The following is a 21,180-nucleotide window of genomic DNA, read 5'->3' on the forward strand; positions in this document are numbered from 1 at the left end:
CCGCAACACCCGCAACCAGGGTGTCCTGGTCGTCAACGCCGCAAACCTCGTCCCCGCCTATTCCAGCCCGATCGGACGCCGCGCCGACGAGTTCGCCGTCGTCCGCGCCGGCCTGAACTACAAGTTCGGTTCGTACTGAGACCGAGCGCCAGCGCGTCTCCGCACGCGCTGGCCGATCGCGACCTTCGCGGATCGCACAGTCAGGAAGCCCGGCTCACGAGCCGGGCTTCTCGCGTTTCGGCGCGATCGAATGAAGATTTCGCACCGGCCCCTGACAAAGCGTCGCCGCGCACCCATGTCGTGTCAGCCATGCGGCGCGTTCGGGCCCGCGGGTTACGTTTCGAGGAGGACGACTCCATGAACAGCGAAGAACGCGACGTCATCTCGGGCATCTTCCAGCGTCTAGAGAAGGCCCAGTCTCAGCCCCGCGATGCGGAGGCCGAGCGCTTCATCGCCGACAAGATCCGCGCCCAGCCCTACGCACCCTACGCGATGGCGCAGCTGATCTACGTGCAGGAAGAGGCGATCAAGAGCCTGAACCAGCAGCTGGAACAAGCACGCAGCCAGGGCGCGCAGGCTCAGTCCTCCGGGGGCGGTGGCTTCCTTTCGAGCATCTTCGGCGGCGGCAGCCCGCGTCAGGAACCGCAGCCGGGCTACGCGCAGCAGCGCCCGGCCGGGCAGCCCTGGGGCAATGCGGGTGCGCCTCCGCAGGGCTACCCGCAGCAGGGATACCCGCAGCAAAGCTATCCGCAGCCGAGCTATCCGCAGCAGCAGGGCGGTCCCTGGGGCGGCCAGCCACAGGCTCCGGCGCGTGGCGGCGGCTTCCTCGCCTCCGCGCTTCCGATGGCGGCCGGCGCGGCGGGCGGCATGCTGCTCGGCAGTGCCCTCTCGAACGCCTTCGCGGGCGGTCATTCGAGCCTCGGCAGCGCCGCGGCGGCCGGCCTCACGGGCGGCGGCGGCGAAACGGTCGTCAACAACTATTACGGTGACGGCGGCAACCAGGATCTCGGCTCGGCCCTCGACGGCGGCGGAGGCGGCGGCGACTTCCAGGATGCGGGCTTCAGCGATCCGGGCGGCGATCTCGGCGGCGACATGGGCGGCGGCGACGACAGCGACTGGACCTGACCGGCCGATCGTATGAGGCCCGGCCGCGCGCGCAGGCGCGGCCGGGTCGTTCCAGTTCCCGGCGCCCTCGGCGGCCGCCAGCCTGACGTCAGAGAACCTCGACGCGCGTACCCACCGGAACGCGCTCGTAGAGATCCACCACGTCGTCGTTCATCATCCGGATACAGCCCGACGAGACCGACTGGCCGATCGTACCCGGCTCATTCGTCCCGTGGATCCGGTAGAGCGACGAGCCGAGGTACAGGGCCCGCGCACCGAGGGGATTCGCCGGCCCGCCCGCCATGTGGCGCGGCAGGTCCGGGCGGCGGGCCAGCATCTCGGGCGGTGGCGTCCAGTCCGGCCACTCGGCCTTGCGGCTGACGGTCTTGAGACCGCTCCAGGCGAAGCCCGGGCGACCGACCCCGATGCCGTAGCGGAGGGCGCGCTGGCCGGCCTGCACGAGGTAGAGATGCTTGCCGGTGGTGTCGATCACGATGGTCCCGGGCTTCTGCCGGCCCGTGAATGCCACCTCCTGGCGCTGATACTCGGGTGACACCGTGCGGGCGATGCGGCCGGTATCAGCCTGAGCCGCGCCGTAGGCGGCCGCCTGTGGTGCCCCGTAGACTTGCGACGGCGCTGCGTAGGCCCGCACGGGCTCCGGCTCGGCGGGCAGCAGCTCGCCGGTATAGGCCTCGACGCGCTGCGGAGCCATGACGCGTTGCGGCTGCACGGAGCGCTGCGGCCAGCTCCGGCCATCGCGTCCGGCGTTGCCGGCGACGAGATACTCGATCAGGCCGCCACCATACCCGCCCTCGCTGTAGCGCGCCTGCTGCGCCTGTGCGGGCACACACCAGAGCGCGACAGCCGTCGCCGCCCAGAGACCCAGTCGGATTGAACCCCGCATCGCAGCCTGCTCCCGAACCGGGACGTCGGCCCCGGCTCCGGAACGATCGGACCGATGCCCACCGAATCAGGTAAACGAACGTGGTGAATCCGATCGCGCGGCCGCTCCCTCCCCGATCGGCGAAAGACAGCGTGAATCCGCGGTAAAGTGGCCGCGTTGCCGCGCCCGCGAGAAACCGGACCGCCCGGGCACGCTCCGAGCGCCCTAGGGCAAGCTTGGCAGTCACAGTCCGTCAACCGATATGTTAGACAATCGCGGACAGGCACCCCGAACGTCGACGCCCCGGATGATGACTCAGAAGCGCTACCGCATCGAAGACAGCCTCGGGCTTCCCGCAGCGCTCTCGCCTTTGGCCGTTCCAGCGTCGAACGAGCGGCTGGAAGATATCTTCTCCGCCATTCAGGAGCTGCGCCGCGTCACGCAGATGAGCGCGAGCGAAACCATCGAGGCCTGCCGGCGCGATCTGCACGACGCGCTGGCGATGCGCTCCGAGCTCGACGTGATGAAGGAGGCCATCACCCGTACCAAGACGGAGCTGGCCACCCTGCACCGGACCGAGAACACCGGCAAGGGCATGCGCCGGGCGGCCGACGAACTCGACGCGGTGGTCGATTCGACCGAGCGGGCCACGACGCAGCTCCTCGGCGCGGTCGAGGAGATCGAGAGCCACGCCGGCATGCTCAACGCGGCGATGCTGCCGCCGGGGATGAAGCAGTACGTCGACGTCATCCTCGAACGGGTGATCACGGCCTACGAAGCCTGCAACTTCCAGGACCTGACCGGGCAGCGAATCAACAAGATCGTCGGCGTGATGAAGTTCATCGAGGAGCACCTCGACAAGCTGATCACCACGTGGTCGGAGCTGGACAGCTTCAAGGAGCTGATCGCCGTCATGCCGACGGCGCCGAGCGCGCTCGACGACGAGAGCAGCCTGCTCAACGGACCGAAGCTCGACCACGATATCGGCCACGTCGACCAGAGCGACATCGATTCGCTGTTCGACTGAGTCGTTCGGCGCGACGATTTTTGTCGTCCGCCCCGGTCCCCCTCGGGGGCGGGAAGGCTTAGATCTGCGGGATGAGCCGCAGAGCCCTCTCAGACCTGCCCCCCGATACGTTCGACGACGGCCGCGACGCCGAGCGGGACGAGCCCGCCGACGAGACCGAGGCTCCGCTGCCGGACGACACGGCGGCCGAGATCGATTTCGACTTCGAGCCGGGCGCCGTCGAGGCGGGCACCGAGGTGATCCGCCGCTTCTGGTCGACGCTGCCGGGCTCACCCGGCGTCTACCGGATGTTCGACCATCGCGGCGACGTCCTCTACGTCGGCAAGGCCAAGAACCTGAAGGCGCGGGTCGGCTCCTATGCCCGCGGTCAGGCGCATTCGAACCGCATCGCCCGGATGATCTCGCAGACGGCGGCGATGGAGTTCGTCACCACCGCGACCGAGACCGAGGCGCTTCTCCTCGAAGCCAACCTGATCAAGCAGCTGAAGCCCCGCTTCAACGTGCTGATGCGGGACGACAAGTCGTTCCCCTACATCCTGGTGACCGAAGACGGCCCCGCCCCGCAGATCGTGAAGCATCGCGGCGCCCGGCGCCGGAAGGGCAATTACTACGGCCCCTTCGCCAGCGTCTGGGCGGTCAACCGGACGGTGAACGCCCTGCAGCGCGCCTTCCTGCTGCGCACCTGCACCGACAGCTATTACGAGAACCGCACCCGGCCCTGTCTGCTCTATCAGATCAAGCGCTGCTCCGGCCCCTGCACCGGCGAGATCGCGCCTAACGACTACGCCGCCATGGCGGATTCGGCGCGGGCGTTCCTGGCCGGCAAGTCGAACGCCGTGAAGGACCGGATGCGGTCCGAGATGCAGGCGGCCTCGGAGGCCATGGAGTTCGAGCGCGCCGCCCGCTACCGGGACCGGATCGCCGCCCTCTCGGCGATCCAGGGGGTGCAGGGCGTCAACACCCAGGGCGTCGAGGAGGCCGACGTGTTCGCCCTCGACGAGCAGGCCGGCCAGTTCTGCATCGAGGTGTTCTTCTTCCGGAACTTCCAGAACTGGGGCAACCGGGCCTACTTCCCGAAGGCCGACCGGTCCATGACGGCCGACGAGGTGCTGGGCTCGTTCATCGGCCAGTTCTACGACGACAAGCCGGCGCCGCGCACGGTCCTGACCAGCCACGCGATCGAGGATGCCGAGCTGGTTGCCGCGGCCCTGTCGAGCCGGGTCGATCACCGCGTCGAGATCCACCGGCCGAGCCGGGGCGAGCGGAAGAACCTCGTCGACTACGCCCAGCGCAACGCCAAGGAGGCGCTGGCCCGGCGCCTCGCCGACACGGCCTCGCAGGGCAAGCTGCTCGCGGCGCTCGGCCAGGCCTTCGGCATGGAGAGGGCCCCGCGCCGGATCGAGGTCTACGACAACTCGCACATCATGGGCACGAACGCGGTCGGCGGCATGATCGTCGCCGGTCCCACGGGCTTCATGAAGACGCATTACCGTACGTTCAACATCAAGAACGAGGAGCTCACGCCGGGGGACGATTACGGCATGATGCGCGAGGTGCTGCAGCGCCGCTTCAAGCGCCTGGTGAAGGAGGCGCCGCGCACCGAGCGGGAGGCGGCGGTCGCGGCCGCCGAGGGCGGCGCGCCGGAACCGGTCCCGGCCGCGGCCGAGGAGAGCGAAGTCTTCCCGGCCTGGCCGGATCTCGTGCTCATCGACGGCGGCAAGGGCCAGCTCGACGCCGCCCGGGCGGCCCTCGACGCGGTCGGCGTGACCGAGGTGCCCCTGATCGGCATCGCCAAGGGCCGCGACCGGGATGCCGGACGCGAGACGTTTTTCGTCCCCGGCCGGCCGCCTTTCAAGCTTCCGCCGCGCGATCCGACGCTCTACTTCGTGCAGCGACTCCGCGACGAGGCCCACCGCTTCGCCATCGGCAGCCACCGGGCCAAGCGCAAGCGAGAGATGGTGAAGAATCCCCTGGACGAGATCGCCGGCATCGGGCCCAGCCGCAAGCGTGCCCTGCTACACCATTTCGGAACCGTGAAGGCGATCGAGCGCGCCGCCTTCGAGGATCTGGCCAAGACCCCGGGCGTGAACGCCGCCACCGCGCGGGCGGTCTACGACTTCTTCCATGCCGGCACCTGAGAGTCCCGCCGCCATGCCTGAGCCGGACACCGAGGCGTTGACGCCCGCGCCGCGCTCTGATTTCACCGCGGCGATGAACGCCGTCCTTCCCCGACGACGGTCGCCGGCCTGGACGCTCGCGAACTGCCTGACCTACGGGCGCCTCGTCGCGGTGCCGGTGATGGTCGCGCTGCTGTTCTGGCCCGACTCCCACACCGCCCGGTGGACGGCGCTGGGGGTGTTCGTGGTGGCCGCGATCACCGATTACCTGGACGGGTATGTCGCGCGCACCTACCACCAGAGTTCGGCGCTCGGCCGTATGCTCGATCCAATCGCCGACAAGCTGCTGGTCTCGGCCTGCCTGCTGATGCTGGCGGCCGACCACACGATCGTCGGGTCCAACATCTGGGCGGCGATCGTGATCCTGTGCCGGGAGGTGCTGGTCTCAGGGCTGCGGGAATATCTGGCCGAGCTGAAGGTCGGCGTGCCGGTGAGCAAGATCGCCAAGTGGAAGACGACCGTGCAGCTCGTCGCCCTGGGCTTCCTCGTGGCCGGCCCGGCCGGCGAAACGGTTCTGCCCGGCACGGAGCGGATCGGCCTCGCGCTGCTGTGGCTCGCCGCCGCGCTGACGATCTGGACCGGCTGGGACTACATGCGGGCCGGGATCAAGCACGTCATCGATGATCCGCGCTGAGATGTGATCCGATGAAGCTCGTCTATTTCGCCTGGGTCCGCGAGCGGATCGGCCGCCCCGAGGAGGAGCTGACGCCGCCGGCTACGGTCGCCACCGTGGCCGATCTGGTGACCTGGCTGCGGGGTCGCGGCGAGGAGTACCTCCACGCCTTCGCGGATCCCGGCGTGGTGCGCGCCGCGATCGATCGGGTCCACGCCAAGCCGGATGCGGCGATCGCGGGCGCGCGCGAGATCGCGTTCTTCCCGCCCATGACGGGTGGCTGAGCGTTATCGGCGCAGGTAGTTCCCCGGACTTGCGCCAGACTCGGCGCCGGCCTCAATGGGGCGGTCGCTCCGGCTGTCCCTCATGCCGAACGGCGCGCGGACCGAGCCAAGTTCCTTACGGGTTCGGTCCGTTTCAGGGGCTCTCGGAAGAGCGGAACGCTTAAGTTGGGATTGCCGTTACTGGGTGCCGAATTCCGGTACTGGAGCCCCAGAATGCGCACCGCACTGCTTGCCACCGCCGCCCTGTTGAGTGTCTGCGCCTCCGCGCGGGCTCAGACCACGGTCATCGAACGCGACCGGCCCGCCGTCGTGGTCGACCGTCCCGCCGCCGAGTCGAAGTCCGTCACCATCCACGAGCACGGCGACGGCTGCACCACCAAGACGGTGCACAAGGAGAACGACATGGGCGACTCCAAGACGGTCAAGAAGGAATCGTGCGACTGAGATACGGCGCGGCGCCGGAGCGGCTTCCGCCCGGCGCCTCAGGTTGAGACCGCGAGAGGATCACTCCGCCATCGCGGCAGGACTCGACAGAACCTTCGACAGGGTTTGGAAGCAAGAAGCGTGTGGCGGCCCTGGACGGCCGCGGCTCGACTCGGCTCCGAACCGATCGGAGAGTCGCCGTGGCGGCAATGGACACGCAGAGGATGACGGCATCCGAATGGGCGATGCGCGTCGGCCTCTCGATCCTTTGGGCGGGTCGTTCTTCTTCACCCGCATCGCGCTCGCGGACACGCCGCCCTCGTCCTCAACCCCGTTCTCGTGCGGAACGGAACCCGCCTCCCGCGCGACCGTGCGGTCTGGCTGGCCTTCCTCGGCACGGGGCTCCTGACCGACGCCGTGCCGTTCAGGCTCGTCGTCTGGGGGCAGACGCAGATCGCCTCCGGGCTCGCCGCGTTCCTCAACGCCACGACCCCGCTGTCCACCGTCGTGATCGCCCATCTGGCGACCGCAGACGAACGGATGACCGGATCGCGGGCGGTCTGGCGGCGATCGACGGGCGCGTCCTCGAATCCCTCAGCCGGCGTGGCGCTGCGCGCGATCAGCCCCGGCCGGCATCCTCGAAATAGCTGTGGCCGATCGCGCCGAACCTTAGCGAATCGTTAACGATTGGCGAATCAGAAAGGGGTTTCACCCCGAGCCGCTCCCGCACGGGAGAGGCCCGGGCCCCAGCTTCGACGCCCGCCCGCCGGGTTCCGTGCGGCCTCGGCGGTTTGGCGCTCCAGAAAGGACAGCGCGATGCCCCTGCGTCTGGAACTCAAGCCCTACGAGCGGCTGATCATCAACGGCGCCCTGCTGCGCAACGGGGAGCGCCGCTCGACCTTCCTGATCGAGACCCAGTGCAAGTTCCTGCGCGAGAGCGAGATCATCACGGAGAGCGAGGCCGATACGGCCTGCAAGCAACTCCATCTGACGCTGACGGTGATCTACCTCGCGGACGATCCCGCGCAGGGCATCGACCTGTTCTTCCGCCAAGCCACCGACCTGATCCGGCAGGCGCCGGAGGCCGCGACGCAGGTCGCCGCGATGGCCGAACAGGTCGAGGCCGGCGAATACTACCGGGCGCTCAAGCTGAGCCGCAAACTCGTCGAGTGGGAGAGCGCCAACCGGATTCCCGTGACCGAACATCCGGTGACCGCGGACGCTCCTTAAAGTCCGCGCCCGACCGCGGCACGATCGGGCACGGCTCCGAGCCTGTGTTTCAACGCGCGCTTTGACGCCGAACCGGTCTCCGCTTCGGCGACGAGCGCTCCATCCCGGCTCAGCCGGGATTGCCCTGCAGGCCGGCGGCCACGTGGTTGTTGATCGAGACCAAAGCGGCGATCTTCTCCGGCGTCGGAGCGATCATCGTGTCGAGGCAGCTGTGGAGCACGAACGCGCCGAGCCGCCCGACGCCCTGCTTCACGTCGCCGGGAAGCGGGCTCTGATCGGCGGTGGCCTCGGAGCTCAGCAGGGTCCAGACACGCTGGTTGTAGGTCAACGCCTCGTTGAGGCGGGCGTCTTCCCCCGCGGCGAGCGCTTGACCGGCGCCGATCAGGCGCTGAGCGGCCCTCAACAGAAGCTGGGATTCGGCTTCGCGGGGCGTCAGCGCGCTGTGGGCGGTTCTAGCGTAAGCATTGGCAGCGGTGTTCATCAGCGGTGCGGACCCCGGAATCAGTTCTGCCGACAGGGCAGGCTTGCCCATAGCTGTCGCAGATCAGGGGTTAAGACTGCGTGAGCGGCGGATCGGCCATGATAACGCCGGGTTGGACAACGACCACGCGATGCAGCCAAAGAAGCCGACCCCGGATCACGCCGACGATGTTGAATTTCTTTCTCGGAACCGTCGCCGGCGGCCTCATCGCCTGCGTCGTGACGATCGCGGCAGCGCGGCATCCGGAGGTTCAGGCCCGCCTCGGTCTGAAGCCGGCCGCGGCGCCCATCGCCCTGGCGGCGGCACCGCGGGCGCCGGAGCCGGAATGCGGCCGACGCCAGGACACGGCTTCGAAGAGCAGCGCGCAGGAGATCCTGTTCAACCGCCAGCGTTTCTGGTCGGTCTCACCCTGATCAGAGGGCGCCGATCAACACCAAGAGCATCGTCGTCGCGACGGTGGTGCTGACGAAGCCGCACAGCGCGGCGGCGAAGGACGGACCGGTCCGCACGGCGGCGGGCGACTCGATCTCGGACGACAGGGCGACGGGGGTCATCGGCGCAATACCTTGTAGGCGACCTGCGTCGCGCATGACGGGACGTTGCTGCTGGAACGGGCGGCTCGAAGTGCGGGGACGCACCCGCTCAGTCGCAGCGATTGATTTTCTTGGCGATCCGCAGGCCGCGCAGCTCGCTCCGTAGGTCGATCGCAACGACGCCTTCGCCGCATTGCTCGAATGCGTCGCGGGCGTCGTCGTAGCGGTCGCCGACTTCGTCGAGCGTGTCGCAGACACGATCGTGGTTGCCGAGCCGCGCCTCCTGGCGAGCCTGGAAGCGCAGGGCGTTCGCCTCATCGACCTTGCGCTGGGCCTCCAGGCAGGCCGGAAGGGCCAGGGCCGAGGAGGTCAGGGCGAGGCCCGCCAGCGGGCCGGCGAGGCAGCGAAGAAGAGTAGCCGAACTGGCTCTCACGATGACACTCACGCACGCGTTGCTGGGCAGGCCGAACGGGCACCGCCGGGATTTCCGGGGCAGCGCAGGACCACCCCGTCTCTGTGGGCAAAAACGGTGAAGCTGTGGTGAAGGTTCCGGCCGAAATCAGCGCTTCCCCCGCAAGCGCGAGGTGAGGATTGCGGGGAGCGCCACCGGCGCCGGGCCCATCGGATCGACCCCGACATCGTATTGCTTGGGCATCGGCTTGAGCTTGCCGTGGCTGTGCCCGTGCAGGTTGAGGGCGCCTTTGCTCATGCCGTTCCAGGTGCGGAACGCGTAGTGGCAGAGCACCACCATCCGGTCCTCGACGGCGAATTCCGCGTAGTGGCGCACCGAGGCCCAGCCAGGCGCCGCAAGGGTGTCGGGTCCGTCATTGTTGCCGACGATCAGATGCTTCTCGCCGTGGAGGCCATCGAGGATCTCGCGGATCCGCGCACCGCTCGGGCCGAGGGCGAAGTCGCCGAGGTGCCAGACGGTGTCGCCGGGCGTCACCACGTCGTTCCAGGCCGCGATCAGGCCGGCATCGTGGGCGTCGAGGTCCGGATAGGGCCTGTGATCGAAGCGCAGCGCCCGCGGATCGCCGAAATGCGTGTCGCCCGTGAAGAAGATGGTCACCGTTCGGCTCCGCGTATGGCCGGGATGCGGTCCGCAACCCGGATGGGCGCCGAAGCGCCGGGCGGGCGGCGTGGTTCCCACGAAGCCGTGACGTGCGGGCGCGTTGACGGCGCACCCAACGGCGACGAAGCCTGCGCACCCTGGATGATGTCGGGGAGGACCCGGGCGATGCTCGGAACGGTGACTTTCGCGTTCCTGGCCGGGCTGCTGTCGGTGCTGTCGCCCTGCGTGCTGCCACTGGTGCCGATCGTCCTCGGGACGGCGGCGGCGGAGCATCGGCTCGGCCCGCTGGCCCTGGCGGCGGGGCTGGCGATCGCCTTCACGGCCATCGGCCTGTTCGTGGCGACCCTGGGCTTCGCCATCGGCCTCGATGGCGACGTGTTCCGCTCGGCCGGCGCGATCCTGATGGTCGTCGTCGGGCTGGTGCTGATGCTGCCGCGGCTTCAGGCCCGGGTCGCGACCGCGGCCGGTCCTGTGGCTGCCTGGGCCGAGACCCGCTTCGGCGGCGTCGGGCCGGGCGGCCTCTCCGGACAGTTCGCCGTGGGTCTGCTGCTCGGGGCAGCGTGGGGCCCCTGCGTCGGGCCGACCCTCGGGGCCGCCTCGCTGATGGCGGCCCGCGGCGAGCATCTCGGCGGCGTCGCGCTGACGATGCTGGCCTTCGGGATCGGCGCCGCCCTGCCCCTGATGCTGCTGGGTTTCGCCTCCCGCGAGGCGCTGATGCGCTGGCGTGGCGGCCTTGCGGCGGCCGGCCGGACCGCGAAGGCCGGCCTGGGCGCCCTGCTGATCGCGCTGGGCCTGCTGGTGCTGACCGGGCTCGACAAGCACGCGGAGACCGCCATCGTGGCGGCCTCGCCGGACTGGCTCACCACGGTGACGACGCGCTACTGACGAGAGCCAGCGTCATTCGGACCGGGGACCAGCCGTGACCGAAGCCGCCCGCCGATGAAGCCTCGCCCAGGCCGGCGGCTGCACGCTCGATCCGGCGGTCTTGCGCCAGCTTTTAGCATCGCAGCCGGCCGCCGCGCCATTCGCGCGTCGGCCCATCGGCAACGAGACATCGGACGATGCGGCGTTCTGAAACTCGACGACGGCGCAAGCGTGTGCGCCACCACGGACTTCTTCATCCCGTTGGTAAACGATACGGTCGCTTTCGGCCGAAACGCGGCCGATGCTCAGCCGCTTCCGCCGCGGGCGGCAGCGCTCAGCAGGTTTCGCGGAAGCGGTCACCGGTCTTGCGATGAAAACCTGCGACCGCCCGAGGACTTGAGCGTCGGCGAGGCGGTCGACCTGCCCGTCGATCGCCTGGAGTGGCGCCGCCACCTGCCCTTCGATCCGCAGACCTCCGGCGGCCTGCCGGTCACCTGTGCGGCCGACCGGGTGGAGGCCATCCCGGCCCGCATCCGCGACGGCGGTCATCCGGCCGCCGCCCGGATCGGCCGCAGGGCGGCGGCCCCCGCGAACCCGCGTGGACGGCCGGACGCCTTGATCAGGGCCGATCCGCGAGAGGCAATCTTCAACTTTCGCGTCCAGGGTGTAGCCGCACACGATGCCTGCGCCGCCCGAGCTACCTTGACCGACGCCTCCGTCCCATCGCCGCCGGCACACGGCATCGTCGGCTGGCCGTTCGGTCCGGCCGTGACCAGCCCGGCCCGGCCCAGGTCGCTGCCCGACGGGCGGCCGTGGCCCCGGATCCGCATCGTGACCGTGGTGCGGTCCGAAACGGGGCTCGGCGAGACCGTCGCGTCGGTCCTGCGCCAGGATTACTCCGGATTCCGGCACGATCTCGTCGCGCCCGGCGAGGCGCATTCAGCCGTCGCGCGGATCCTGGACGATCATGCCGTCGATCACCTGCTCTGGCTCGATGCCGGCGATCTCCTCGCCCCCGGCGCGTTGACCGCCCTGGCGCTGGAGGCGGCGCTGACGGGGGCCGCCGCGGTGGCGGGCCTGCGCGTCCTGTTCGACACGGCGGTCCGCGGCCTCGACAGCCCAGCCTTCTCGGGGGCGTCCGCCGTCACGGGCAGCGCGGTGCTCTGGGCACGCGGGAGCCTCGGCGCGGCAGCCCTGATCGGCGCCGACGGGACGTTCGACGCCGCCGCGGCATGGTCGGCGATCCCGGAGGACGACCGCCGGACCATCGGCCGCCCGGTGCTGCTGCACCGGCAGGCGGGGGCCCTGACGCCGTCACAGGGCCTGTCCATCGTCTCGCTCACCGGGACGGGCACACAGGGTGGAGCCGGCGTGGCGCAGCGGCGGCTCGCCGAGGCGCTCGCCCTCGCGGGCCATCACCTCACCCCGGTCGCGCTGAGCGACCGCCCCGAGGCGGCCGAGTGGGCCGACAGCTTCCCCCAGGCCGAGGCGGTGATCGCATCCGCCGCCCCCGACCTCGTCCTCGCCGGCAACCTGCACGGCGCGACCCGCAGCCTCGACGTGGTCGACCGCCTACGCCGGCGCGGTCCGGTCGCCTTGGTGCTGCACGATCTTTTCCCCCTGACCGGCCGATGCGCCCACCCCCGGGATTGCCGGCGCGCCGCGATCGGCTGCGACGCGGCCTGCCCCGGGCCGGACGAATATCCGCAGCTCGCCCCCCGTCGGATCGCCGGGATGCACGCTCGGAAGCGTGCTGCTCTGGCCGGCCCCGCGGGTCCGTGGCTCCTCGCCAATTCCGACTGGACGCTGGCGCGCGCCCGGGAACTCGCACCCCCGGGAACCCCGGCGGAGCCGATCCGGCTCGCCTTTCCGACCGCCGTGTTTCGTCCCGGCGATCGCGCGGCTTTGCGCCGCCGGCTCGGTCTGCCACCGGACGACGTGCTCATCCTGATCTCCGCCGTGATCGTCGACGGGCCCGACAAGGGGTTTCACGATCTCCGCGCCGCGCTTCGGGACGTGGCGCGGCCGGGGGTGGGCGTGGTGGCGATCGGCCGGCTCGATGATCCGGCAAAGCTCGGTATCGCCAACCTGTTCGCACCGGGGCTCATCGCCGACGAGGCGACCCTCGCCGCATGGTACGGCGCCTGCGACCTCCACGCCACCGCGAGCCGCCACGAGACCCTCGGGCAGACGCCGATCGAGGCCGGCCTGTGCGGCGTGCCGACCTTGGCCTACCGCACCTCCGGCCTGACCTCCGCGGTGATCGACGGCGTGTCGGGCCGTCTCGTGCCGGTAAAGCCCGGCGCCCTGGCCGAAGCCCTGGCGGCGCTGGTGGACGACCCGGAGGGGCGCGCCCGGCTCGGCGCCTTCGCGCGGATCGCCCTGGAGAGCCGCTACAGCCCGGCCGCCGCAGCCCTCTCGCTGGAGGCCATCTTCCGGCGGCACGGGCTGAGGGACGCGGCGGCGCGGCCCACCTTCGAACCCGCGATGCTCGGTCACTTCGCCTTCGCGGCGGTCCGGCAGGCCGGCGCGGTCGGGACAGTCCCGGCGGCCTCCCGGTCCCTCGTGCGCTACGTGCGGAGGGCCAAGCAGATGGTCCTCGGGCGCCGGATGCCCCTCCTCGTGCGCCGCTGCCTCTATCTCGCGGGACGCCTGCGCCGGAGCCTGCCGTGACGCCGCGAGCCGACACGTCCGCCTTACGGTCCCGGCTGATCTATCTCGACCAGACCCACCTGCGCAGGCACGTCACGGGGATCGAGCGGGTCACCCTCGACCTGTTCGCCCCCGACAAGCTCGCGCCGCACACAGTCCGGGCGATCACCAGCGCATCCCTGCCGGGCATGATCGCCGCACAGCATCTCGCCTTGCCCCTGCGCGCGCTGCGGGACCGGGACGCGCTGTTCCTGTTCCCAGGCTTCCCGCCGGGGCCCCTCTGCGCGCTCGCGGCCGAGCGTTGCCTGCTCTACGTGCACGACACCTTCCTCCTCACCCGTCCGGAGGATCTGAGCCTGCGCAGCCGACTCTACATGAGCCCGAGCTTCGCCCTCGCCCTGCGCTGGTGCCCGAACCTGTTCGTCAACAGCCGGACCACGGGCGAGGCCGTGCGCGCCATCTGCGCGCCCGGAGCCCGGGTGGCGCTGCTGCGGCCGCCGGTGCGCGACACCTTCGGACTCGGCGACCTGCCGGGGCCGCCCCCCTATGGGCCGGGCGACACGCTGCGCCTCCTCGCGATCGGGACCATCGAGCCGCGGAAGAACTACCCGGCCGCCCTCGCGCTGACGGCGGCGCTGATCCGGGCCGGCGTGCCGGCGGAGCTGCACCTCGTGGGCCGGCTCGGCTGGGGCCGGCACGACTTCCTGGACGATCCCCCGCCCTTCCTGCACCGGCACGGCTATCTGTCGGATGCCGAACTGCGCGGCCTCGTGGCGTCGTGCCACGTGCTGCTCTCGACCTCGAAGGCCGAGGGGCTCGGGCTGCCGCTGCTGGAGGTCCAGCATGGCGGCCTGCCGGTGGTGGCGCCGGATGATCCGGTGTTTCGCGAGGTTCTGGGCCGATCCGGCCTGCTGATCCGGCCGGAGGCGCCGGACGCGGCCGCACGCAGACTGGAGGCTTGGCTCTCCGGTGACAATCTGGCCCGGGCGGCCGCCGCGAGCCGGGACAACGTGGAGCGCTGGAACGCTGCGGCGCGCGAGGACGGTCGACGCTTCCACCGTTTCCTCGCGGGGGATCCCACGGCCTACGATGCCGTGAACACGATCGTGTCAGATCAGCCCACCGCCTGAACGCCGTACGTAGTCTGCGACCGGACGACGACTTTTCTCGCCTTAAAGTGGTGACAGTTAACTCTCCCACTAGACCGATCATCTGCAGGTGTTGAATCGCAGAAGTCGGCTCAAGGCGAGAGTACTTTGGCGGTACGGCGATTGCTGACATACCCTGGAAGACACTGGCCACGGCGGCGTCCTGTTCCGAATCGGCACGAAGCTGATCGGAACAGGAACAGGACGACGGGGACGGTGGCCGATCGATCCGTCCCAGAGGGTCAGGGAGCGATGCGTATGTTCGACTTCTCGACGCGAATTAGTGGTGAGCAACCCGTCCGGATTGTACTTCCGGAGGTGACGCCCCGAAACGATCCCAAGGTGATGCTGCGGCGCCTGTGGCGCGGCCGCAGCTTCATCGCGCTGAGCGCCCTGTTCATGGTCGCGGTCGCGATCGCGCTGCTCGGCCTGATCCCGCCGCGCTACACCTCAAGCATCCAGATCCTCGTCGATCCGAGCGACCTCCGGGTCGTCGAGAACGACGTGAACGCCCGCCAGCCCCAGGCCGACAGCGGCGTCTCGATCGCCGAGAGCCAAGTGCGGGTGATCCAGTCCGACAACGTGTTGCGCCGGGTGATCGCCCGTCTGCACCTCGATCAGGACGACGAGTTCGTGCTGCCCGAGGGCAACAGCGCGACGCTCAACTGGATCAAGGGCGCGCTCGGCATGCTGCCGCCGCCCGCGAGCCGGGACCCGGTCAACATCGCCCTCGACACGCTGCAGAACCGGCTGAGCGTCCGCCGGGCGGAGCGGACCTTCGTGATCGACGTCTCGGTCCAGTCCCGCGACCCCGAGAAGGCCGCGCAGATCGCCAACGCGATCGGCGACGCCTACTTCGCCGAGGAGGCCTCCGCCCGAACGGAGACCGCCCGCCGCGCCTCGGATGCCCTGGCGGGCCGGCTCGCCAGCCTCAAGCGGGACGTCGAGCAGGCCGAGGATGCGGTGGTGCGCTACCGCGAGGATCACAAGCTCGTAGCCTCGAGCGGGCGCCTGCTCACGGATCAGCAGCTCGGCGACCTGAACCAGCAGCTCGTCACCGCCGCGATCAAGACCGCGGAGGCGAAGGCACGGCTCGATCAGGCGCGCAAGATGCGCTCGGCGGATCCGAGCACCGCCCTGCCCGAGATGCTGCAGTCGCTGGAGATGCAGGCGCTGCGCCAGCAATACGCCACGCTCTCCCGCAACACCGCCGAGCTCGCGACCCGGCTCGGCGAGCGCCACCCGGCCATGGCCGAGCAATACGCCCAGCAGCGGGACCTCCAGCGCCTGATCCAGCGCGAGAAGGAGCGGATCATCGACACGACCCAGAAGGATTACGACCGGGCGGCTGCCAGCGAGGCGGCGATCCGGGGCAGTCTCGACCAGGTCAAGACCGAGACGGTCTCCAGCGACCGGGCCTATGTCGGCCTGCGCGAGCTGGAGCGGACGCTCGAAGCCCGCCGGGGCGTCTACGAGGCCTACCTGAAGCGCGCCCGCGAGGCGAGCGAGCAGGAGCGGCTCAACACCACCAACGTGCGGATCATCTCCGCGGCGACGCCTGCCCGCCAGCGGACCTTCCCGCCCTCGCCGAAGATCGTCCTGCCGCTCGCCCTGGTGCTGGGTCTGCTGCTCGGCGGCGGCATCGCCCTGGCACTCGGTGCCGACAGCGACCGCCGCCGTTCGCAGCGGACCGCCGTCCGTCCCGGCGCAAGCTTCCGAGCCGCCGATGCGTAACCTCGGGCAGATCCGACTCGACCTGAAAGCGGCGGATCCGCTTCCCCGGGAGGTGCGCACCGTCCGGTTGCCCACCCCCCTGCTCCCGGGCTCGGCCCTGCCGGGCGCGACCGCCGAGCTGTTCGGCCTGCGCTTCAGCACCGGCAGCGCCGAATCGATCGTGGCCGCGGTGGCGGCCCGACGGGACGACGGGCTCCGGATGATCGTAACGGCGAATGTCGATCACATCGTCCAGCTCAGTGCGGACGCGGCCTTTCGCGGCGCCTACGACCGTGCCGCCGCCCGGACGCTCGACGGGATGCCCCTGGTCTGGCTTGCACGGGCCGCCTGTCGCCGTCCGGTCCATCGCGTGACCGGCCACGATCTCCTGGCCTGCGTGCTGGCCGATCCGCCGCCCTTCGCCCAGCGGATCTTCCTGGTCTCGGCCCGGCAGGACGCGGCGGATGCGCTCACGGCCCGGCTGCGCGCCGAGGGTCTGCCCGAAGGGGCGGTGACGAGCGCCGTCCCACCCTACGGCTTCGAGGCCGATCGCGACTACAGCCGGGACTTGGCAACTCGGATCCGCGCTCATGGGACGACGCTCCTGGTGATGGGCGTCGGAGCGCCGAAATCCGAGATCTGGATCGATCGGCACCGGTCCGAGCTGGGTGACCCCGTGGTGTTCTGCGTCGGGGACGCGCTGAACGTGGCGGCGGGCTATCTGACGCGGGCGCCGAGCCTGATGCAGCACCTGGGCCTCGAATGGGTCTTCCGGTTTCTCCAGGCACCACGGCGGCTGTTTCGCCGCTACTTCATCAAGTCCTGGCGCTTCATCGGCATCGTCGCGCGGGACCGGCTCGCGGATCGCGGGGGCTGAACGCGGCCCCCATCCTCGGGGACCACGACCGCGCGGCTTCCCGACACGCCCTCCCGCCTGTGCGGGCTGCGATAGTCGTGCAGCGCCCGGAGAAGGAGCGCGACGCCCCCGCGCCCCGCATGCGGGACGAAACCCGCACGGACCTCGCCGTCCGTGCGGGACGCGCAGGTGAAACCGGAGCGACGGTGCGGGGCGACTCCGGACGAGCGCCGTCCCGACGAGCCCCTCGTATCCGGAAGCCAACCCCTCTCGGTGATGAAAGGAGGGCTCCGCTCAGCACAGGCCGGACCCCGATGCCGCGCCGAACACGGCGCCGCGACGCCCCTCAAAGAGGTGGCCAGGCCGACACGCGGGGCGCACTTTTCAGGAAGAGCACATCGATATCGCGGTGTGGCACAAAGTCCTTCACCACCATCTCGACGGTAGTCGGGCCGGTCTTCCTGAGATTGCTGCCGCAGAAGGCGACCATCGTGGCGGGATCACCCTTGTCCACTACCAGCCTGAACGTGCCGATCGCCCCGACCCCGGCGGGAACCACGTAGGTGAGATACTGCTCGTAAGCCTCGAAAGACCGGCTGCCGTCGGCGCTCGAACGCCGGTACAGGGTCTGGGCCGACCGCGCGAACGTGGGATCCGTGCAGAACCGTTCCGAATAGCGTGCCATCTGCGTCGGACCGAGATCCGGCGAACCGAACGCCAGGCTGGATCGGCCGCCCAGACTCGGCGTGAAGCTCTGGCGGATCGCGACCTCCTTCCCGGCCGGGAAGACTTGCCGGTGGCGGAACCTGGATGTCAGTGTCCAGAGCGGGACGTCCGAGATCGTCCCGTCCTCGTGCACCTGCCGATCGAGGAACCCGGCCGCGATCAGGGCGAGGCGGCGCCTCTCCGGGAGAAGGCGCAGCGGCACCGCCGTCGCCGCGACGGTCGGCACCAGCGGGATCCCGAGACCCTCGAGGTCGTCGGAGACCTCGGCCGGCTGGCCGTCGCGCATCAGGAAGGCGTGCTGTTCGAGCTGCCACGGGACGGTCCGGCCATCGACGGTGGCGTCGAAGGCCAGGAAATTGGCCTGCGCGGGTTCGGGGATGGATACGGCCGTCCCGGGGGCGCCGACGATATCGGGCATCGGAAACACCAGCGTGGCCTCGATGTCCGCGTCGGTCGGGTTACGGAACCGGTAATCGGTCCGCACGCCCTGCTCAGAAAGATGGAGATCTTCCGCCACGAGGGTGATCGCACCGCCCCGGTCCAGGACGAGATTCCCGGCGTTGAGCGAAGCGTCCGTGTCGTCGGCCCGGACCGGCAGGAAGGTCGCCGCGAGGAGGGCGAGGGCCAGCGACAGGGTTCTCATCACGATCACGCTTCGGGCTCCCGGGATCGGAGGCGACCGGCGCGGCCGCCGGGATCGGCGGATCGATCGTCCGACCCCCACCGGATCGGACAGGATTCCGCCGCGCCTCCGTTGTGCGAGAGCTGTCATGCGTCTACAACGATCGCGTGACGGTGCCCCGGCGACGGGGTGAAAAGGGAATGCGGTGAGGGGCGCGAGCCTCGAATCCGCGGCTGCCCCCGCAACTGTGAGCGGCGAGCGCCTGCCGAGGGCCACCGGAGCGATCCGGGAAGGCGGCAGGGGCGTCGAGCCGCGAGCCAGGAGACCTGCCGTCACGACAGGATCCCGTTGTGCCGCCGGTGGGGCGGCTGGAGACAGAATCATGACGACCTCGACCCTCGCCCCCGTCGCTGCCGGCACCCGCGCGTCCGAGCGACCGATCGCCGTGGCGCTCGCGGCCTTCCTCGGCCTCGGCCTGCTGTTCATGGTCGGCTTCTCGCCGGCGATCGCGTTCCACAACGCGGCCCACGACTTCCGGCATACCCAGAACTTCCCCTGTCACTGACGCCGTCGACGCAGGGATGATCATCCGGCTTCTGTCGGCGGCGCTGGCTGCCGGCTTCTTCGCGGCCGTCGTCGTGACGGGCCTCGAACTCACGCTGACCTCACCTTTGATCGTGGCGGCCGAACGCTACGAGCAGGCCGAGCCCAGCCACCAAGCTGCCCGCGCGCTTCCGATCGTTCTGGCGCATGCCGGGCACGATCACGCGGCGCCGGACGGCGCACCGGAATGGCAGCCCGGCCCCGGTCTGCCCCGCATGGCCTTCACCGGTCTCGCGACCCTGGTGGGTGCCGTCGGCTACGCGCTCCTGCTCGGCGCCGTGATGCTCGCCTGCGGGCGGGAGCCGACGCCGCAGGTCGCCCTCGCCTTCGCGGTGGCGGGTTTCGCGAGCGTCGCCCTGGCTCCGGGCCTCGGCCTGCCGCCGGAGCTGCCGGGCAGCGAGGCGGCGCCGCTGGCCGTCCGGCAGGCGTGGTGGGTGATGACTGCGGCGGCGACCGCCATGGGCCTCTATCTGATCGTGGTCCGCCGGAGCCTGATCGCCATCCTGGGCGGCTTGGTGCTGATGATCGCGCCGCACGTGGTCGGCGCACCGCAGGCGCCGGAGGGAGCCTCCGGGCTGCCGGCGGCGCTGGCCGCGCAGTTCGCGGCGCGCTCGCTGGCGATCAGCTTCGTGTTCTGGACGCTGCTCGGCCTCGGGCTCGGCCGGGCGTGGCAGGTCTTCGGGCGCGGGACGGCACGGGGGACGGCCCGTGGCTGAGACCGTCCTCTACGTCTGCACCACCTGCCGCCGCGAGGGCGACGATCCGGACGGCCCCCGGGCCGGCGCACGCCTCCTCGACGCCCTGCGGGACCGGGCCGGCGGCGCCCCGGACCTGCGGCTCGAGCCGGTCGAGTGCCTGTCGGTCTGCAAGCGGCCCTGCACGGTGGCGGTCGCCGCCGCCGACCGCTGGACCTACGTGTACGGCGACATGGACCCGGCCGCCTCCGCCGAGACCATCCTGGCGGGGCTCGCCGCCTACGCCGCGACGCCGGACGGGATCGTCCCGTGGCGGGAGCGCCCGACCGCGTTCAAGAAGGGCGTGATCGCTCGGATACCCCCCTTCCCCGCACCGCGCCCGCTTCCGGCCGGCACCCTGGAGGCCGCTGAATGACCCTCGTCGCCAAAATCCCCTGCACCATCGTCACGGGCTTCCTGGGCGCCGGCAAGACGACGCTGGTCCGCCACGTGATCGAGAACGCGAAGGGCCGCCGACTCGCCATCCTGGTCAACGAGTTCGGCGACGTCGGCTTCGACAAGTCGTTCCTGGCCGCCTGCGGCGTCGAAGGCTGCACCGAGGAATCCATCGTCGAGCTGCCGAACGGCTGCATCTGCTGCACGGTGGCGGACGATTTCGTGCCGGCGCTGGAGACCCTGCTCGGTCGCGCCGAGCCGCCGGAGCACATCCTGATCGAGACCTCCGGCCTCGCCCTGCCGAAGCCGCTGGTCCAGGCGTTCCAATGGCCGGCGATCCGCTCGCGGGTCACGGTCGACGGCGTCGTGGCGGTGGTCGACGGGCCGGCGGTGGCCGCGGGCGCCTTCGCGGAGGATCCCGAAGCGCTGGCGGCCCAACGGGCTGCCGACCAGTCGGTCGATCACGACAACCCGCTGGAGGAAGTGTTCGAGGACCAACTCCTCTGCGCCGACCTCGTTGTGCTCAACAAGGCCGATCTGATCGACGCAGCCACCCGCGCCCGGGTCCGCGCCGAGGTGGAGGGGCATTTGCCCCGCGCCGTGAAGGTGGTGGAGACCGAGAGGGGGGTCATCGATCCGCGGGTTCTGCTGGGCCTCGGCGCCGCGGCCGAGGACGATCTGGACGCCCGCCCCTCCCATCACGGCGAGGGCGAGGATCACGACCACGACGATTTCGAGACCGTGGCGCTGCCGATCCGCCCGGCGGTGACGGCGGCGGATCTCGCGGCGCGCGTCGAGAGGGCGGCCGAGACCGCTGGCGTCCTGCGGATCAAGGGGTTTGCCGAGGTCGAAGGCAAGGCGATGCGCCTCGTCGTGCAGGGGGTCGGCCGGCGTGTCACCCACCATTTCGACCGGCCCTGGCGGTCGGGCGAGGCCCGGGACGGAGCGCTCGTGGTGATTGGGCTGAAGGGATTCGACCGGGCCGCCGTCGCGGCGGCGCTCGCGGGATGAGACCCGTCGCGCGCGCCGGTCCGGACAC

General features: G+C 70.5%; 23 protein-coding genes, 2 pseudogenes and 1 riboswitch. Of the genes and pseudogenes, 19 read left to right on the forward strand and 6 right to left on the reverse strand.

Annotated elements, in window-relative coordinates; genetic code table 11:
• Window positions 1-139 (forward strand): annotated as a pseudogene (locus MKK75_RS22705) (porin family protein); the annotation flags it as partial.
• A 218-nt stretch (window positions 140-357) separates the two neighbouring features.
• Window positions 358-1,125 carry a DUF2076 domain-containing protein gene (locus MKK75_RS22710; protein ID WP_244044779.1) on the forward strand — a complete coding sequence of 256 codons (768 nt, stop codon included), beginning with the start codon at window positions 358-360 and terminating at the stop codon, window positions 1,123-1,125.
• 88 nt (window positions 1,126-1,213) lie between these two features.
• Here MKK75_RS22710 and MKK75_RS22715 read toward each other — a convergent pair whose 3' ends face one another.
• Entirely contained in the window at window positions 1,214-2,008 is a 795-nt protein-coding gene (locus MKK75_RS22715) for a L,D-transpeptidase (protein WP_244044780.1), read from the reverse strand.
• Window positions 2,009-2,297: 289 nt separating this feature from the next.
• Here MKK75_RS22715 and MKK75_RS22720 point away from each other — a divergent pair, with 289 nt between their 5' ends.
• The 7 genes and pseudogenes from MKK75_RS22720 (at window position 2,298) to MKK75_RS22750 (ending at window position 7,741) form a co-directional block, all read left to right on the forward strand.
• A complete protein-coding gene (locus tag MKK75_RS22720) occupies window positions 2,298-3,014 on the forward strand; it encodes a protein phosphatase CheZ (RefSeq protein ID WP_244044825.1) in 717 nt (238 codons plus the stop codon).
• Between the two features lie 71 nt (window positions 3,015-3,085).
• The gene (uvrC, locus tag MKK75_RS22725) at window positions 3,086-5,152 is read left to right on the forward strand and encodes an excinuclease ABC subunit UvrC (RefSeq protein ID WP_244044781.1); all 2,067 of its coding nucleotides are present in this window, start codon (window positions 3,086-3,088) and stop codon (window positions 5,150-5,152) included.
• A gap of 73 nt (window positions 5,153-5,225) precedes the next feature.
• Window positions 5,226-5,825, forward strand: a complete 600-nt coding sequence (pgsA, locus tag MKK75_RS22730; protein ID WP_244044826.1) for a CDP-diacylglycerol--glycerol-3-phosphate 3-phosphatidyltransferase — start codon at window positions 5,226-5,228, stop codon at window positions 5,823-5,825.
• An 11-nt stretch (window positions 5,826-5,836) separates the two neighbouring features.
• Window positions 5,837-6,088, forward strand: coding sequence for a molybdopterin converting factor subunit 1 (gene moaD / locus MKK75_RS22735; RefSeq protein ID WP_244044782.1), 252 nt, complete (start codon window positions 5,837-5,839; stop codon window positions 6,086-6,088).
• A gap of 213 nt (window positions 6,089-6,301) precedes the next feature.
• Entirely contained in the window at window positions 6,302-6,532 is a 231-nt protein-coding gene (locus MKK75_RS22740; protein WP_244044783.1) for a hypothetical protein, read from the forward strand.
• Between the two features lie 188 nt (window positions 6,533-6,720).
• Window positions 6,721-7,066 (forward strand): annotated as a pseudogene (locus MKK75_RS36430) (EamA family transporter); the annotation flags it as partial.
• 261 nt (window positions 7,067-7,327) lie between these two features.
• Window positions 7,328-7,741, forward strand: coding sequence for a flagellar biosynthesis repressor FlbT (locus MKK75_RS22750; protein ID WP_244044784.1), 414 nt, complete (start codon window positions 7,328-7,330; stop codon window positions 7,739-7,741).
• Between the two features lie 109 nt (window positions 7,742-7,850).
• Here the strand turns inward: MKK75_RS22750 and flaF are convergent, their stop codons facing one another.
• The gene (gene flaF / locus MKK75_RS22755; RefSeq protein ID WP_244044785.1) at window positions 7,851-8,222 is read right to left on the reverse strand and encodes a flagellar biosynthesis regulator FlaF; all 372 of its coding nucleotides are present in this window, start codon (window positions 8,220-8,222) and stop codon (window positions 7,851-7,853) included.
• Between the two features lie 167 nt (window positions 8,223-8,389).
• Between flaF and MKK75_RS22760 the strand changes: the two genes are divergently transcribed.
• Window positions 8,390-8,635 carry a hypothetical protein gene (locus tag MKK75_RS22760; RefSeq protein WP_244044786.1) on the forward strand — a complete coding sequence of 82 codons (246 nt, stop codon included), beginning with the start codon at window positions 8,390-8,392 and terminating at the stop codon, window positions 8,633-8,635.
• Here the strand turns inward: MKK75_RS22760 and MKK75_RS22765 are convergent, their stop codons facing one another.
• The 3 genes from MKK75_RS22765 to MKK75_RS22775 form a co-directional block, all read right to left on the reverse strand.
• The gene (locus tag MKK75_RS22765; protein WP_244044787.1) at window positions 8,636-8,776 is read right to left on the reverse strand and encodes a hypothetical protein; all 141 of its coding nucleotides are present in this window, start codon (window positions 8,774-8,776) and stop codon (window positions 8,636-8,638) included. It abuts the gene before it with no gap.
• Window positions 8,777-8,864: 88 nt separating this feature from the next.
• Window positions 8,865-9,188, reverse strand: a complete 324-nt coding sequence (locus MKK75_RS22770) for a hypothetical protein (protein ID WP_244044788.1) — start codon at window positions 9,186-9,188, stop codon at window positions 8,865-8,867.
• A gap of 126 nt (window positions 9,189-9,314) precedes the next feature.
• The gene (locus MKK75_RS22775; protein ID WP_244044789.1) at window positions 9,315-9,824 is read right to left on the reverse strand and encodes a metallophosphoesterase; all 510 of its coding nucleotides are present in this window, start codon (window positions 9,822-9,824) and stop codon (window positions 9,315-9,317) included.
• 168 nt (window positions 9,825-9,992) lie between these two features.
• Between MKK75_RS22775 and MKK75_RS22780 the strand changes: the two genes are divergently transcribed.
• From MKK75_RS22780 to MKK75_RS22800, 5 genes are all read left to right on the forward strand, one after another.
• Window positions 9,993-10,712, forward strand: coding sequence for a cytochrome c biogenesis CcdA family protein (locus tag MKK75_RS22780; RefSeq protein WP_244044790.1), 720 nt, complete (start codon window positions 9,993-9,995; stop codon window positions 10,710-10,712).
• Between the two features lie 375 nt (window positions 10,713-11,087).
• Complete coding sequence (locus tag MKK75_RS22785; RefSeq protein ID WP_244044791.1) at window positions 11,088-13,364, forward strand: glycosyltransferase; 2,277 nt, start codon at window positions 11,088-11,090, stop codon at window positions 13,362-13,364.
• The gene (locus MKK75_RS22790) at window positions 13,361-14,473 is read left to right on the forward strand and encodes a glycosyltransferase (RefSeq protein WP_244044792.1); all 1,113 of its coding nucleotides are present in this window, start codon (window positions 13,361-13,363) and stop codon (window positions 14,471-14,473) included. Before MKK75_RS22785 ends, MKK75_RS22790 begins: the two co-directional genes overlap by 4 nt.
• A 363-nt stretch (window positions 14,474-14,836) precedes the next feature.
• Entirely contained in the window at window positions 14,837-16,225 is a 1,389-nt protein-coding gene (locus MKK75_RS22795; protein WP_244044793.1) for a GumC family protein, read from the forward strand.
• A complete protein-coding gene (locus MKK75_RS22800; protein WP_244044794.1) occupies window positions 16,218-17,081 on the forward strand; it encodes a WecB/TagA/CpsF family glycosyltransferase in 864 nt (287 codons plus the stop codon). Before MKK75_RS22795 ends, MKK75_RS22800 begins: the two co-directional genes overlap by 8 nt.
• A 325-nt stretch (window positions 17,082-17,406) precedes the next feature.
• On the opposite strand, the gene MKK75_RS22805 is transcribed toward MKK75_RS22800, so the two are convergent.
• A complete protein-coding gene (locus MKK75_RS22805; RefSeq protein WP_244044827.1) occupies window positions 17,407-18,429 on the reverse strand; it encodes a DUF4424 family protein in 1,023 nt (340 codons plus the stop codon).
• Between the two features lie 133 nt (window positions 18,430-18,562).
• Window positions 18,563-18,757, forward strand: a riboswitch (cobalamin riboswitch).
• Between the two features lie 33 nt (window positions 18,758-18,790).
• On the opposite strand from MKK75_RS22805, the gene MKK75_RS22810 reads away from it, so the two are divergent.
• The 4 genes from MKK75_RS22810 to cobW are packed head-to-tail and all read left to right on the forward strand — an operon-like array spanning window position 18,791 to window position 21,152.
• Complete coding sequence (locus tag MKK75_RS22810; RefSeq protein ID WP_244044795.1) at window positions 18,791-18,973, forward strand: CbtB domain-containing protein; 183 nt, start codon at window positions 18,791-18,793, stop codon at window positions 18,971-18,973.
• Window positions 18,974-18,989: 16 nt separating this feature from the next.
• Entirely contained in the window at window positions 18,990-19,727 is a 738-nt protein-coding gene (locus MKK75_RS22815) for a CbtA family protein (protein ID WP_244044796.1), read from the forward strand.
• On the forward strand, window positions 19,720-20,121 hold the full coding sequence (locus MKK75_RS22820; protein ID WP_244044797.1) for a DUF1636 family protein: 402 nt from the start codon (window positions 19,720-19,722) through the stop codon (window positions 20,119-20,121). The genes MKK75_RS22815 and MKK75_RS22820 overlap by 8 nt, the downstream gene beginning before the upstream one ends.
• On the forward strand, window positions 20,118-21,152 hold the full coding sequence (gene cobW, locus MKK75_RS22825; RefSeq protein WP_244044798.1) for a cobalamin biosynthesis protein CobW: 1,035 nt from the start codon (window positions 20,118-20,120) through the stop codon (window positions 21,150-21,152). Before MKK75_RS22820 ends, cobW begins: the two co-directional genes overlap by 4 nt.
• The last annotated feature ends 28 nt before the right edge of the window (window positions 21,153-21,180 follow it).

It is taken from the genome of Methylobacterium sp. J-030, from assembly GCF_022829545.1.
Taxonomy (GTDB): Bacteria; Pseudomonadota; Alphaproteobacteria; order Rhizobiales; family Beijerinckiaceae; genus Methylobacterium.